The organism is Desulfovibrio inopinatus DSM 10711 (assembly GCF_000429305.1).
Taxonomy (GTDB): Bacteria; Desulfobacterota; Desulfovibrionia; order Desulfovibrionales; family Desulfovibrionaceae; genus Alteridesulfovibrio; species Alteridesulfovibrio inopinatus.
The window spans coordinates 326,004-339,720 of sequence record NZ_AUBP01000002.1 but is presented as its reverse complement, the minus strand read 5'-3'; the positions used below and the strand labels follow the sequence as shown (position 1 = coordinate 339,720).

The window sequence follows — 13,717 nt, the reverse complement described above, 5'->3', positions numbered from 1 at the left end:
TATTCATAACTCAAAGCATCGGCTGCACACGGGCTGCCCTGAAGTTCAGATAATTCCTTCCCGCAGGCTGCCCGTAGGAATACGGCATGCTCTACTACAGAGCCAACTTCACACCCTTAGCCTTTAAGGCCTTCAGGCTCGCGCTTCTGTCTTCGTATTCCGTATGAAGGAGGTGGTGTGATTTGTGACCACAGGGCCCTTCATTTAAGAAACCATTTTTGGCATACAGCTTTTTAATCATAGGATTATCTTGCGATTTGCGGATGGCGTAACGCTTGCTATCTGCTGCGTACACGGAACTTTGACGTATTCCTACAAAGTCAGCCGTTGCTGCGCAGGCTTCGCGCGTTACATTATAGCCAAGTACGGCATAGCCACAGGCAATACCGGCCATTTTTATGAAGCCTCGTCTGGTCAAGATACCTTTGTTCTTCACTGGAATCTCCTATGCTGGGCGTCGTTGTGTAAAACGACGGTTAATCTTGGCAATGGTGCTACGGAACAAGGATGCTTCACGTATGCCGGGTTCAAGAGGTTGCCCTCCACCGTTTACACAGCCACCAGGACAGGTCATAACTTCAATAAAATGGTATGGAGACTTGCCTGCTCGCACTTCGTCACACAGCTTCGCGGCATTTTGCAGTCCACTGGCCACAGCCACTTTCACCGTTCCGAAATTGGGAACAGGAATATCAGCAGTTTTGATGCCTTCATGAGCACGCACAACTTTAATGTCGGGATTCGTAAGCGTATCTCCCGACAAAACTTCATAGGCCAGACGCAAAGCAGCTTCCATAACACCTCCGCTGGTGCCGAAAATCGTTGCCGCGCCTGTAGACAGACCAAGAACAGGATCAGGATCTTCCTCTGGAAGTGAAACGAAATCGATACCGGCCTTTTTAATCATCCAAGCCAATTCACGCGTGTTGATAGTGGCATCAATATCGCGATATCCACTTGCATTCATTTCAGGCCGCAGGCCCTCAAATTTCTTAGCAATACAAGGCATGATAGATACGGTATATATATTTTTCCCATCTATCTTAGCCTGTTCTGCGCCATACGTTTTGGCAAGAGGTCCCAACATGCCTATGGGAGACTTGCACGTAGAGAGATGTCCGTTGAGATCAGGATAAAAGGTTTCAGCGAATTTTACCCAACCAGGGCAACATGAAGTAAATTGAGGAAGAGGCTTTTTGCCGTGCTTAACACGTTCAAGCAATTCGGTGCCTTCTTCCATAATCGTCACGTCAGCTGTGTATTCATTATCCCATATCAGACCAAATCCGAGACGACGCAAAGCGGCGTGCATTTTTCCACCGACATACGTTCCCGTATCCATGCCAAAACATTCGCCAAGCCCATAGCGAACAGCAGGTGCCGGCATGGAGACGACAACGGTATTGGGGTCACGCAATTTTTCAAAGAGCTCTCCAACAAAGGAGACTTCTTCGGAAATTGCCCCAAAAGGACAGTTCTCAAGACATTGGCCACAGTTAACGCATACAGCTGAGTCGACAATTCCGCGCTGACCATCAGCATGCATTTCTTGGATGGCTCCTGTGGGGCAGTGGCTTGTGCATTCACCACAGCCGACACATTTGTCTTTGTCAACTTGAACGAAATAAATGCTGGCGGGATCAACATCTTTGGGGGCCGCAATTTTATAATAGACCCCCTCCATTTCTACTCTCTCCCCCTTTTGGGGAGGGGTCAAATTCGAGAGATAGGCCGGAGTGGCTACAGAATCCTTCGCTTTGGACTCAGGCATAAACAACTCCTTTATGAGGTTACGTGTTGAATTACCATCTCAGCAGCTCTTTCTAGTGCTATTAAATCAAAAAAAATAACACAAGAAAAATATAAAATTATGCAATTTAACATTTACCGAGCATCTATTATAAAAAATTATAATTCAAAGGCTACTTAATCAATATAAATAATAACTATATGCCGCTAGCAACCTGTTTTCACAGAAAAATCATAAAAGATTCCGCACTAAATATTTTATATGGATATAGAGTGCTTTCTGTGAATGAAGAGACTGATAGTGTGCAGGGAAATAACTTCATATATACAGACAGGATGCATTGAGACATCCACTAGAGATAAACATCAAAAAACAATTTCTCAGTACTGTCTACACAAACGCCTTCTTCTTTATTTTGTAAATTACAAATTAACATATAAACAAATTGTCTTATCCTAAAATAATACAACACTATTTTGTCTGATGAATATATTTTCAATTCATTTTTTTTGGATAATATGTACTAATATGAATATATATAATCTAAAAAAGAAAAGAAGAGGATGAAACAACGTCCTCTTCTTTTTACTTTGTGCGGTTTCTCCGCTCATAGTTACAATTTTTTATAAAAGAAACTAATCGTGACTGTGATCGTGTCCATTCCCATCATTATGAGCATGGTCATTATTATGACTATGGACACCATGACCGTGTTTATGTTCTTCACCCACACCATGTTCATGGGTGTGCTGATGGGAGTGGCTATGCACATGGCAATGTTCGTGGACATGAGTCGTACCATCGGAATGCGTGTGTTCATGAACATGAGTATGTTGATGCTCGTGTTCGTGGTCATGAGCATTCATATTTTCATGAGTATGTTCGTGGGTCATCTGACTTTTTTGGGGGTCGCAACCACAAGATTTACACATTGTATAAGCTCCTTTGTTAAAAATCGTATTCCTAACAAAATAACGCTATTTATAGATACAACAAGCCCGCATTATTATTTATTTCGTATGCAGAATCGTGCTATAATATTTCTTATATTTAGATTATTTCCGACTTTTCTTCAAAGAAGTGCCTTCATTAAGGAGGGCTTGCCGCCACCGAGGAGACGAAAAGGGTAACACTGGCCAATGCAACAAAAAAGACCAGTCAATTTTTCACTTAACCGGCCTTGAACATTTCTTTTCTGGTCGAAATGAGAGGATTTGAACCTCCGCTCCCCCCTAGAGCCCATTCCTCATACTATCGTTTTACGCGTTGGAATCATTAGATATTAATTCTAGACTACCACCACCTTTGTTCGAAAATTGACATGAGAGTCTAATAAAATATGGCAATCCCCCCGTCACCTTCCGGGCTACAACGCCATCAAGCGCCATAACGGCTTTTCAACGGCCAGGATTCGTGTAACCCACAAGCGTCATACAATTGAGAGAAATCTAAGAGATGTGAATATGAATACAGTAATCATCAAATACCGGTGAACCTGGATTCCCAAAGATTCCTCTAGAATTCCGACAAGAGTGTTCACAGGTGCTGAAAAAAGATCAATAAAGTCAACACTTTTTAAGCGTTCTCCAGGGATGGCATTCAAGAGGCCGTGGGGTTCAATTCTCTCCAGCTTCACCAGAAAAAATATTCAAGGCCAGGAAGTTATTTTCCTGGCCTTTTTGTATTGGTTTGTCCTCTAGCCCTGCCCCCCCTCTTTGATATAGACCAACCAGCTCTGTGGCGGTTCGGCTGAAATGATCCGAAAATATACACTGTGCATGAGGGAGAAGGCATAATGAAATATGCAGGGGCATGTCTGTGCGGCAAGGTTGCGTTTGAAGTAGAAGGAAATTTTGAGCGGTTTTTTCTTTGTCATTGCGAACGATGCCGTAAAGACACCGGCTCCTCCCACGCTGCGAATCTGTTTTCCTCCACAGCCACATTGAGATGGTTGTCCGGCGAAGAGTGCGTGCGGACATTCAATTTCAACTCAACGGGACATATCAAGAGCTTTTGCAGCCATTGTGGTTCGGCCCTTCCGAATATTCAAATGGATGGAGCACTTCTTGTCGTTCCTGCGGGCAGCCTCGACAGCGACATCCCGATCAGGCCGGATGGCCATATTTTTCTCGCAAACAAGGCCAATTGGGACGCCGAGCTGGAGAATGTGCCCAGGTTCGACCGACTTCCTGAAGAGAATGACGAATGAGCGAAAGAATCTTTCGTTAAGCACGGTATGGTGGCCGCTACATTCCAGGCCTCTTTGCTTTTGTATATCTCGGCCCGTCTCTGAAGAAAAACTGAGAACCCCACACACGCTATTCCACCAGAACACAATACTTCAGCGCGTAGCAGTCTCCGGTTTCCTGAACGACATAGCTCACCATGTCGTAGACATAGATATCGCTCTTTATAACCATACCGGCGGAATCGATTTTCTCCAGCATTCCGGCAAGGGCCTGCCTGTGTGTTTCATTCGTTCCTTTATGAGCCAGGGTGGCATATTTTCCTTCAGGTTTGACGTGAAGCCGGGAACGCGGCGTTGTACGCCTCGCTCGGTGGAAGGAATAGCATTCAAAGGAGTTGCCCTGGCGCACGTCATCCAGGCCGAGAATGAAACCGAACGGAGAACGAGGTTTTTGCTCCTGTTTTTTATATGCATCGTTGCTCTCGACAAAACGCATGACAAGTTCCCACCGTGATTCGGATGGGGTTGCTCCGGTGGGTGTCACCTCCAGACGTTCTTTTTCCTGTTGTTCCACGATCAATACGTCATAGTCGAAATTCAAGGCTTCGCGCAGGCACTCGGTCATGTCCCCGAGCATAAGCGTCCGCTGTTTCAGCTTGTTTAATTCCCTCTTGGCGGCAACCTGCTTTTCCTCAAGGAAGGACAAGAAACTCTCGCCATCCATATGGCGTAAATGCGTTTTAATTTCTTTCAGCGAACTGCCGACTTCCTTGAGCATCGAGAGCAGGTCGAATTCAAAATACTGCTCTATCTCGTAGTACCGATAGCCGTTTTCGGAAACGTGCTTTGGTTTCAGCAGCCCTTCCTTATCGTAAAACAGCAATGTACCCTTTTGAGTTCCGCACAACTTTGCGAACTCTCCAGTTGTAAGTAGATGTTTTTTCATATTTATTTTTTTGTTGACTCTAAAGTTACTGCATACATTAGCCTTGCACACAATGGAGAAAGCAGCAAGTCGGAATGTGCTTACGTCGGATAAAACAGAGGTGTCTTAAATGTTTTTGGGTAGCGAGAAGAGACGAGGATGGCAGGTGCTTATACTGTTTTGTTGCATTTTGCTTGTGGCGGGCTGCGATGCATCGAAACAGCTCAAGGCCGAGCCTAACGAGGTGCTGTACTCAGTCGTCGGCGAAGAAAAGATTACCCTGACCAGCACATTGCCTGGGCGGGTTTCCGCGCTTGTAACGGCGGAAGTCAGGCCTCAGGTTGATGGCATCATCATTGAGCGCCTCTTTGAGGAGGGTGCGGATGTGAAAAAAGGGCAGGTTTTGTACCGTATCGATCCTGCCGTTCACAAGGCCGCCTATGCCATGGCCAAGGCATCTCTGGTTGAGGCGCAAGCCAATGTGGCGGCTATCGCCCTGCTGGAAAAACGCCAGCGGCTTTTGATCTCCCAAAATGCCCTAAGCCGCCAAGAACTGGACAACACCATTTCTCAACACGGCCAGGCCCGCGCCCGTGTCGCTCGGGCTAAAGCTGAATTGGAATCCGCCGCCATCAATCTTGCCTACACAGAGATTAAAGCGCCGGTGGCAGGACACATCGGGGCTTCGTCCGTGACTGTTGGCGCCTTAGTTACGGCAAATCAGCCTACCGCTCTCGCCGTCATCCAACAGACGGATCGCGTCTATGTGGATATAACGCAATCCAGCACGGATACCATTCGCTTGCGTCGCGCCATGGCCCAGGGCCGGATGGCTCCCAACGGCAGCGCCACTAAGGTTCGTCTCACCCTTGAAGACGGCTCGCCATACACCGCGATAACACGGGTACAGACGGATGGAGAACCTGAATGGATACAAGGTGATCTGTTGTTTTCGGAGATATCCGTCGACCAAAGCACGGGAAGCCTCATCTTGCGAGCCGTGTTCAACAACCCGGATAGGCTGCTTTTGCCTGGAATGTATGTGAAGGCAATTATCGAGGAAGGCGCGGTAGACAATGCGGTGCTGATTCCGCAAGGCCTTGCATTTGCGAACAACACCGGCGGGCACTCTGTCTACGTTTTGCGCGGTGATGATGCCGAGAACGGCCTTTTCCGGGTTGAGCGTCGAGATGTGCGACTTGAACGCGCGTCCGGCAACCGATGGATTGTCAGCTCTGGCCTGAATAGCGGTGATATTCTGATTGTAGAGGGACTCCAGAAGGCCGCTCCCGGCGAACTTGTTAAAGGTGTTCCCACACGGAAGGCTCCGACCGAAGCCGTCGCCATGACATCTAAAAAGAAGGCGCGGTAACTCGTGGCAGCGTTCTTTATCAACCGTCCTATTTTTGCCTGTGTTATCGCTATTGTCATCATGCTGGCCGGGGCGCTTGGCTTGAGCAGGCTTCCGGTGGCCCATTATCCGGACATAGCCCTGCCACAAATATCTATTTCCGCGCAGTATCCCGGCGCGTCCGCGTCCATCGTTGACCGGAGCGTAACACAAGTTATCGAGCAGCAACTCAAGGGGCTGGACAACCTGCTGCACATGAATTCCACCAGTGGCTCTTCCAGCGGTTCGGAAATTAATCTCACTTTCGCGGCCGGAACGGATATAGACACTGCACAGGTTCAGGTACAGAACAAGTTACAGCAAGCCATGTCCCTGCTGCCTGAAGCGGTACAGCGGCAAGGAGTTCAAGCATTCAAGGCCGTTGAGAATTCTTTCATGACCGTTGCTTTTTATGACGCTTATGACACGATGCGGGCCAGCGACATCAGTGACTTTGTGGCGAGTTCCCTTGTCGATCCATTAAGCCGGATTCAGGGAGTGGGTTCTGTCACTCTCTATGGTTCTCAAAATGCAATGCGCATCTGGTGCGATCCTGACAAAATGCGACAGTACGGACTCAATCCCCAGGATGTTCTGACCGCTGCCCGTGAACAAAATGCTCAGGTCGCAGGCGGGCAGGTGGGTGAATCGCCCGCCCCGCCAGGCCAGGAAATAAACATCGCCATCAATGCCTCATCCAGTCTGGAGACCGTGGAGGAGTTTGAGCAAATACTTCTACGCGTGGAAGAGAACGGGTCCGTTCTGCTGCTCAAGGATGTTGCCCGCATTGAGCTGAATGAAGAAAGTTTCACTGGTGGCACGTTTTTCAACGGTCACGCAGGAACAGGATTGGCGTTCAAACTTTCCTCCGGGGCCAACGTCTTGGAAACCACCAAAGCCATCAAAGCCGAATTGAAAGCGCTTGCCGCTTTCTTTCCGTCGGGGCTCAACTTCGCCTATGCTGACGACAAGGCTCCCATTGTGGAAAAATCCATACAATCCGTGGTGCACACTCTTCTTGAGGCCATAGCCCTGGTCGTGGCGATAATGTTCTTGTTCTTGCAAAGCTTCCGCGCCACACTTATTTCGGCCATCACCGTTCCGGTCGTTCTGCTCGGTGTGTTCGCGGTGCTGACGGTGGCCGGTTTTTCTATCAACACGCTGACCATGTTCGGGATGGTTCTGGCTATTGGCCTGTTGGTTGATGATGCTATTGTCGTGGTGGAAAACGTGGAGCGCCTGATGCGCGATGAAAAGCTCTCCGCCAGGGAGGCTGCACTCAAATCCATGCGCCAGATAACCGGGGCGCTTGTCGGCGTTGCCGTAGTTATTTCCGCCGTGTTCATTCCCATGGCCTTCATGCCCGGCTCAACCGGCGCTATTTTCAGGCAATTTTCTATTACCATCGTTGCTTCCATGGTGCTTTCCGTTGTTGTCGCCATTGTGCTTACCCCGGCCTTGTGTGCCACCATACTGACCACAAAGGCGCACAGAGCGGAAACAGGTGTGTTCGGCAGATTTAACCGGTGGTTCGACACGCTCACCGGGCGATACGCCATCCAAGTGGGTGGCATAGTGAAACGGCCCAAAACGTGGGCGCCCACAATCTTATTGGTGGTCGCGATGTGCGCGGTGTTGTTCTTGTACCTGCCGTATTCATTTTTGCCCGATGAAGACCAGGGAACACTGTATGTTGATGTGCAGCTCCCGCCCGGTGCTTCACAGGAGCGCACCGAAAAAATAGTCAAAGAAATCGACGCGTACTTTCGTACCGAGGAGAAAGATGCCATCCAAAGTGTTATGGCGGTCATCGGCTGGGGATTCAGCGGCTCCGGCCAGAATTCGGCCATGGTGCTTCCCTTGCTGAAAGATTGGAGTGAGCGGGGTCGGGGGCAAAGCGCCTTTGACGTTATGAAACGAGCTTCTGACCGCTTTTCGTCCATCCACGGCGCTGAAATCGTTGTTATGACGCCACCGGCGGCCATGGAACTCGGCACGTCTTCAGGCTTTGAAATGGAGTTGATGGATCGCGGAGGGAGTGGTCATGCGGCGTTGCTCAAGGCCAAGGATGCCCTGTTGGAAGAGGCGGCGAAACAGCCATCCGTCTCCTACGCTCGTTATAGCGGAATGGATGACGCTGAACAGTATGACCTCAAAATCAACAATGGCAAGGCGGGCGCATATGGCCTTTCTCGGGGCGACATCAACAATGCAATCAGCGCATATTGGGCGGGTGAGTATATTAACGACTTTTCGGACCGGGGCAGAACGAAAAAAGTGTATTTCCAGGCTGAACCGTCGTTTCGGACCAGCGTGGACGACTTCAATCGGTTTTATCTGCGCAACGCCAAAGGTGAAATGGTGCAGTTCACCAGCTTTCTTGCTGTGAAGTCCACTCTATCCTATCCCAGCCTGACGCGCTACCAGGGGATTCCATCCATGAAAATCGAAGGGGCCGTAGCTCAGGGGAAAAGCTCCGGACAGGCAATGATGGAAATGGAAGAAAGTGCGGCCAAACTGCCTTACGGCTTTGACTATGCATGGACGGGCCTTTCATACCAGCAACGCATGGCCTCCAATCAGGCTCCACTCCTGTACGCCATTTCCATCACCGTCGTCTTTCTCAGCCTTGCAGCGTTATACGAAAGTTGGACTATTCCACTGGCGGTGCTCATGGCGGTCCCCGCTGGTGTAATCGGAGCGTTGGGCGGTGTGTATCTTCGCGGTATGAACAACGACATATACTTTCAGATAGCCCTGCTCACCATCGTAGGCCTGTCCGCCAAGAATTCCATCCTGATCGTGGAATTCGCACGAGCTTTGCATCATGGGGGGAAAGACTTGCTCTCGGCCACCGTGGAAGCTTCACGTCTGCGTTTGCGGCCCGTGTTCATGACCTCGCTCTGCTTCATTCTCGGCGTTGTGCCTTTGGCCGTCAGCAGCGGTGCCGGTTCCGGTGCGCAAAACGCTCTCGGCACGGCGGTAATGGCGGGCATGATCACGGCAACGGGACTCGGCATTTACTATACACCGCTGTTTTTCGTTTTGGTGACGCGGTTTTTTGGACGAAAGAAGACGCATAAAAATACACCGGCTTCGCCGACGATTCCCGTAGCATAAAGGTATGCCATGGGTGGAAAAATAATTACTGGGACGGAAGATATATTCATGAAAACAAGAATCGAAACGGAAAGACTTCTTATACGAAATTTTGAGGCCAAAGACGCTGAAGGACTGTTTGCGTACCTCGCTCATCCCCGTGTAAATTGCTTTATTGATGAGCGACTCGGGACAATGGAAGAGGCTCTTGCCGATGTTGAGCGCAGAAGTAAAGAAGGATTGCAATACGCCGTTTGTTTGAAGGAGGAGGATAGCATTATTGGAAATTTGTTTGCCGCTAAGGAAGAACCAGACACCTATAGTGTCGGGTGGAATTTCAACGAACAATACGAAGGAAAGGGGTATGCAAGCGAAGCAGCAAGGGCATTTTTCAATTTTCTTTTCACGAAAATGGATGCAAGACGGATTTATGCCTATGTTGAAGATGATAATATTCGCTCGCAAAAACTCTGTGAACGGCTTGATATGCGCAAGGAGTCTCACTTTATAGAATTTATATCCTTTATAAAAAACCCTGATGGGACACCGAAATATGAGAATACTTTTGTATATGCCATTTTGAAAAAAGACTGGGAATTATCCAGGAAAATCAATATACGGCTTCCAAGCAAGCACTACTCCAATCCATGATTGACCAAGGGATGGCATAGATGACTCTCAATAGAGGGACAGCTCGCCTACATATTGCAAGAACATCCCCGAGACGCTGATTTCTGGAGTGTTTTTACGCTTTGAAGCCGAACCACCACGACCAGGAAAGTTTTTGACGGATACGAGTCCGAGAGCAGCAGTCGGACGCGGTGGGTATTTCGGATCACGACAGCGCCGATCTTCAAAAGTTTCAGCCGGATCGTGTCGTAGCGGAAAGCCAGCGACATCCCGATCAGGCCGGATGGCCATATTTTTCTCGCAAACAAGGCCAATTGGGACGCCGAACTGGAGAATGTGCCCACGTTCGACCGGCTTCCTGAAGAGAATGACGAATGAACGAGAGGAAAAACCTCATATCGCACGCTTTTGCCTGCTTGCCCATTCGACAAGAGCGGTTATTCCTCCGAGATGATAGGCCGTGCCAGCACCAAACGCTTCCAGTATGGCCGACTCATCTTCAAAATGCTCCAGAATGGAAACAATCCCCCTCACGGAATCAGTCAGCGCCTTTTCCAGCATAAACTGCAACAACGCCGTAATTTCCAGGCCAGGATATTGTTTGCGGATCTGGGCGATAGCCTGAGCCGTCATGTCCTGCACATACTGCTGCCCAAAATCCTCATATTCGGTCCCCTCTGACCGCGCCAACAGAATTACAACCTTGCTTCGGTTTTTGATCCAGAAATGGAGCAATTTTCCAGCCTCGCCTTCCGAATAGGAAAGGCTAGGATCAATTCCTTGAGGCTGTTCGAATTCCGCAATCCTGTTTCGCGTCAACAGGGAAAACTCTTCAACGAACTCAGGCGTTATAACGGCTTTAAACAGAGCTCTCTTGTTTGGGTAATAAGTATAAATATTTCCGGTAGCGATACCGGCTTTCTTGGCAATAGCTTCTACCGTTGATTTCCTGAATCCGGCCTGTGCAAACAAGGCTTCGGCTGCGAGAACAATCTTGTCTCGGACGATCTCTTTACGAATCTGAACCATGAATTCACCCTCTTGACGCTCAAAAAAGAATATGAGATTCATTTTTAAAAGTGAATATATAATTCTCTTTTATCATCATCAACAATGATGTCATAACATCTCGAAATTACAAATTAATATGCATTCAAGCCAAGGAAGACCTATGCAGAAAAAAATCACGACCATTGCCCTTCAGGACACTGAAATTGCACACAATATGTATGATTCTCCTGTCACCATCGCTACAATTTTTGAAGGAACGCCGCCAGTCGACTTTCTGAATGATCGAGCCCAACAAATCCTGTCAGCCAACCCATGGCTTGCATCCAGACTGGAAGTTGATGAGCAAACGGGAACGCCCTGCCTCGTCCATGCAGAGGAACCGCCGTTATCTCCCTTCTATGAGCAGGTCGACGTGGCTGATATCTGTGTAACCGGAACGACAGTGGATTCCATTTTAGCAGAGACGTACACCATGCCGCTTTCTTATTCCTTGTCACAGATATTTACGAAGCATGGTTTCAATAGTCTGAACACGGATGAACCGCTATTCAAAATACGCCTCTGCACGGGGAGTGATGGTCGGTTTATGATTATTGTCTCCATGAGTCATATTCTTGGAGACGGCTTCACAATCTATCGTATTTACCAGATGCTTAATCCGTCAGAGGCCGTGATTTCATTGATGCCTGAACGGATCAAGTCGTTTCATGCAGTGATAGAAGCCACCGGTGGCTTGCCCGGAAGTTTGTGGATTCCGAGATCCGGCGTCGTCCCCTCTTCCAACAGCAAATTAAACTGGCTGTTGGAGTCAAAGGCGTTGTGGTGCACGAAAGAAACGCGCGAAGCCATAGGCCTGACACACGGGGAAGAAGAAGATGTTCCGGCAAAAGAGACTCCATTCAGCGGAGGGCTGTTTCAGGTCAACTTGGAGAGGGTGGCAGAGCAAAAACGAACGTTTCAGAGGAATGCCTCCATCCCTTGGATATCGACCAACGACATACTCACATCGTGGTTTCTGACCAGAAGCCAGGCAAGCATGGGAGCCATTGCGATTAATGCACGCGACCGTACTCCCGAAATCGGAACACGCCATGCGGGCAATTATCAGCTTGGTTTCCTGCTCTGCCCAGAGGAATTTGAAGACCCGGCTGGGATACGCGCATCTGTGAAGGCATTCTCGGCCTCCACCAAGTCGGGCTGCACTGCGGGGCCAGGGAACACCCTTGCTCTCATCAGCAGTTGGACTCAACGCTATAGTGATCTGCATTTTGGTACGGGCTGCCGTCTGCTTCTCCACCTGCCCCTGGCTCCTGCAAGGCTTGCCCCTCCGGTCCTGCTGGATTCAATCATGATCCTGTTCTGTTCCGGCAACGGAGGTCTTGCCGTTGCGCTTCGATCGACCAACCTTACGAATTTTCTGGACCAGACAGCTCTGGGAGGCCCATTACTGGGATGATATTCAAAAAGCAGCGAACTCGATTTCCTTCAGCACCAGACATTGCAAAGGCCTGGAAAATTTGCTTCCAGGCCTTTTTCGTTGTCTCTCTTTCGGACGTGCTCCCCTTTTTTGAGGGAAAGCCGTTTCACAAGGCTTTCTGGCCGGTAATCTGGATCAGAGAAAAGTACTTACCGCCCTCAGCTTCCATCATGGGAATATCCCGCTGTGCGTACGGGTTGGGGCTTTCCAGCCATTCGTCCCAACTTTGCCGCAAGCAATCCATTTCTCGGCAGTGTTGTAGACAGAAATGGGGTTCCTTAGACCACAGACGACGCCACCATGACAGGGGGTGGAAGCCCATGTCCAACTCCAGGTAGGGTTGCATATCCTTTGGAATCCTGTCTTTGGGAAAGTCTTCTTTCACTCCGCATACAGCAACGGCCATGTGTCCACCCTTCTTCAAAAACTGCACGAGATACGGTAACATGGTGTCGTTGCAACCAAAATAGTTGTAAGCATCCACCGAAACGATCATGTCAAAATAACCATGGGCAAAGGGCAAGCCCTTGGTGATATCGACCGAAACGGGAATGATATTCTGAGCAAGGCCCAGCCGTTTAAAGCGGTCAAAGTTTTCCGAGGGCGAAACCCACAGGTCTGCGGCAAAGACCGTAGCCCCGTATTTCTCTGCCAACAGAATAGAAGAGATCCCCATACCGCACCCCAGATCAAGAATGCGCATGCCTTCTTTCATTGGAAGGTACGAGGTCATTTCTTCCGTCACACGCATGGCATTGGGGCCCATCATGGTTTCGAGCAAGTAGGCTTTGTCGTAGCTATCTGTAAACGTCTGCATTGTGCTGTCTCCTTCATTTTTTCGGAAGACATAACGGCATTGGGAGACAGAATCACTCTACTCTTCGTTTCAGAAACGAAAAAGCGCCCCGAATTATCCGGAGCGCTTCAGCGTCAATCAGTGTTCATGACAGAGAGTATTTTGTACACGGCCTTGTCGGAGAGATAATATTCCTCCGCCAGCGTGGAGACGGAATATCCCGCCCTGCGTTTTGCTGCAATTTCACGATTTCGCTCAAGAAGCCGTTGCCTGTTTTGGGTGCATTCCCCCCATTGCTTTCTATGTTCGTCCTTACGGGGGATATAGAGATATTCGCCGTCGATATATTGCTGAACGGCGACCAGTAGATGCTGCGGAAGCACCGAGTTCGCATTTCTGTAGCCCATTATGCTCCTCCTCATATGAAATAAGGATCGAGCAAGGGCTATTG

Annotated in this window: 12 protein-coding genes and 1 pseudogene; 5 read left to right on the top strand and 8 right to left on the bottom strand. The window is 49.0% G+C overall.

From position 1 onward, the window contains the following. Positions 1 to 94 precede the first annotated feature (94 nt). From G451_RS0103855 to G451_RS34035, 3 genes are all read right to left on the bottom strand, one after another. Entirely contained in the window at positions 95 to 436 is a 342-nt protein-coding gene (locus G451_RS0103855; protein WP_027183227.1) for an iron hydrogenase small subunit, read from the bottom strand. A gap of 9 nt (positions 437 to 445) precedes the next feature. Further along, positions 446 to 1,771, bottom strand: a complete 1,326-nt coding sequence (locus G451_RS0103850; RefSeq protein ID WP_027183226.1) for a [FeFe] hydrogenase, group A — start codon at positions 1,769 to 1,771, stop codon at positions 446 to 448. A 592-nt stretch (positions 1,772 to 2,363) separates the two neighbouring features. Then, positions 2,364 to 2,606, bottom strand: a complete 243-nt coding sequence (locus G451_RS34035; protein ID WP_156921501.1) for a hypothetical protein — start codon at positions 2,604 to 2,606, stop codon at positions 2,364 to 2,366. A gap of 939 nt (positions 2,607 to 3,545) precedes the next feature. On the opposite strand from G451_RS34035, the gene G451_RS0103840 reads away from it, so the two are divergent. After that, positions 3,546 to 3,959 carry a GFA family protein gene (locus G451_RS0103840; protein WP_027183224.1) on the top strand — a complete coding sequence of 138 codons (414 nt, stop codon included), beginning with the start codon at positions 3,546 to 3,548 and terminating at the stop codon, positions 3,957 to 3,959. Between the two features lie 109 nt (positions 3,960 to 4,068). On the opposite strand, the gene G451_RS32250 is transcribed toward G451_RS0103840, so the two are convergent. Continuing rightward, entirely contained in the window at positions 4,069 to 4,884 is an 816-nt protein-coding gene (locus G451_RS32250; RefSeq protein ID WP_084448353.1) for a MerR family transcriptional regulator, read from the bottom strand. A gap of 145 nt (positions 4,885 to 5,029) precedes the next feature. On the opposite strand from G451_RS32250, the gene G451_RS0103830 reads away from it, so the two are divergent. The 3 genes from G451_RS0103830 to G451_RS0103820 are packed head-to-tail and all read left to right on the top strand — an operon-like array spanning position 5,030 to position 10,003. Beyond that, entirely contained in the window at positions 5,030 to 6,235 is a 1,206-nt protein-coding gene (locus G451_RS0103830) for an efflux RND transporter periplasmic adaptor subunit (RefSeq protein ID WP_027183222.1), read from the top strand. Between the two features lie 3 nt (positions 6,236 to 6,238). Then, on the top strand, positions 6,239 to 9,373 hold the full coding sequence (locus tag G451_RS0103825) for an efflux RND transporter permease subunit (RefSeq protein ID WP_027183221.1): 3,135 nt from the start codon (positions 6,239 to 6,241) through the stop codon (positions 9,371 to 9,373). A gap of 9 nt (positions 9,374 to 9,382) precedes the next feature. Next, the gene (locus G451_RS0103820; RefSeq protein ID WP_211236328.1) at positions 9,383 to 10,003 is read left to right on the top strand and encodes a GNAT family N-acetyltransferase; all 621 of its coding nucleotides are present in this window, start codon (positions 9,383 to 9,385) and stop codon (positions 10,001 to 10,003) included. A gap of 47 nt (positions 10,004 to 10,050) precedes the next feature. Here the strand turns inward: G451_RS0103820 and G451_RS34935 are convergent. Continuing rightward, a pseudogene (locus G451_RS34935) lies at positions 10,051 to 10,227 on the bottom strand (hypothetical protein); the annotation flags it as partial. 148 nt (positions 10,228 to 10,375) lie between these two features. Further along, positions 10,376 to 11,011 carry a TetR/AcrR family transcriptional regulator gene (locus tag G451_RS0103810; RefSeq protein ID WP_169727817.1) on the bottom strand — a complete coding sequence of 212 codons (636 nt, stop codon included), beginning with the start codon at positions 11,009 to 11,011 and terminating at the stop codon, positions 10,376 to 10,378. 142 nt (positions 11,012 to 11,153) lie between these two features. Between G451_RS0103810 and G451_RS0103805 the strand changes: the two genes are divergently transcribed. Then, positions 11,154 to 12,449, top strand: coding sequence for a hypothetical protein (locus tag G451_RS0103805; RefSeq protein WP_027183217.1), 1,296 nt, complete (start codon positions 11,154 to 11,156; stop codon positions 12,447 to 12,449). A gap of 127 nt (positions 12,450 to 12,576) precedes the next feature. On the opposite strand, the gene G451_RS0103800 is transcribed toward G451_RS0103805, so the two are convergent. After that, the gene (locus tag G451_RS0103800; protein ID WP_027183216.1) at positions 12,577 to 13,287 is read right to left on the bottom strand and encodes an SAM-dependent methyltransferase; all 711 of its coding nucleotides are present in this window, start codon (positions 13,285 to 13,287) and stop codon (positions 12,577 to 12,579) included. A gap of 113 nt (positions 13,288 to 13,400) precedes the next feature. Then, entirely contained in the window at positions 13,401 to 13,673 is a 273-nt protein-coding gene (locus G451_RS0103795; protein WP_027183215.1) for a CD3324 family protein, read from the bottom strand. Positions 13,674 to 13,717: the final 44 nt, after the last annotated feature.

Bases quoted from the DNA above. Each gene is read 5' to 3' on its own strand.
- G451_RS0103850 (WP_027183226.1), bottom strand. From the start codon at position 1,771: ATGCCTGAGTCCAAAGCGAAGGATTCTGTAGCCACTCCGGCCTATCTC.
- G451_RS34035 (WP_156921501.1), bottom strand. From the start codon at position 2,606: ATGACCACGAACACGAGCATCAACATACTCATGTTCATGAACACACGC.
- G451_RS0103840 (WP_027183224.1), top strand. From the start codon at position 3,546: ATGAAATATGCAGGGGCATGTCTGTGCGGCAAGGTTGCGTTTGAAGTA.
- G451_RS32250 (WP_084448353.1), bottom strand. From the start codon at position 4,884: ATGAAAAAACATCTACTTACAACTGGAGAGTTCGCAAAGTTGTGCGGA.
- G451_RS0103820 (WP_211236328.1), top strand. From the start codon at position 9,383: ATGGGTGGAAAAATAATTACTGGGACGGAAGATATATTCATGAAAACA.
- G451_RS0103810 (WP_169727817.1), bottom strand. From the start codon at position 11,011: ATGGTTCAGATTCGTAAAGAGATCGTCCGAGACAAGATTGTTCTCGCA.
- G451_RS0103805 (WP_027183217.1), top strand. From the start codon at position 11,154: ATGCAGAAAAAAATCACGACCATTGCCCTTCAGGACACTGAAATTGCA.
- G451_RS0103800 (WP_027183216.1), bottom strand. From the start codon at position 13,287: ATGCAGACGTTTACAGATAGCTACGACAAAGCCTACTTGCTCGAAACC.
- G451_RS0103795 (WP_027183215.1), bottom strand. From the start codon at position 13,673: ATGGGCTACAGAAATGCGAACTCGGTGCTTCCGCAGCATCTACTGGTC.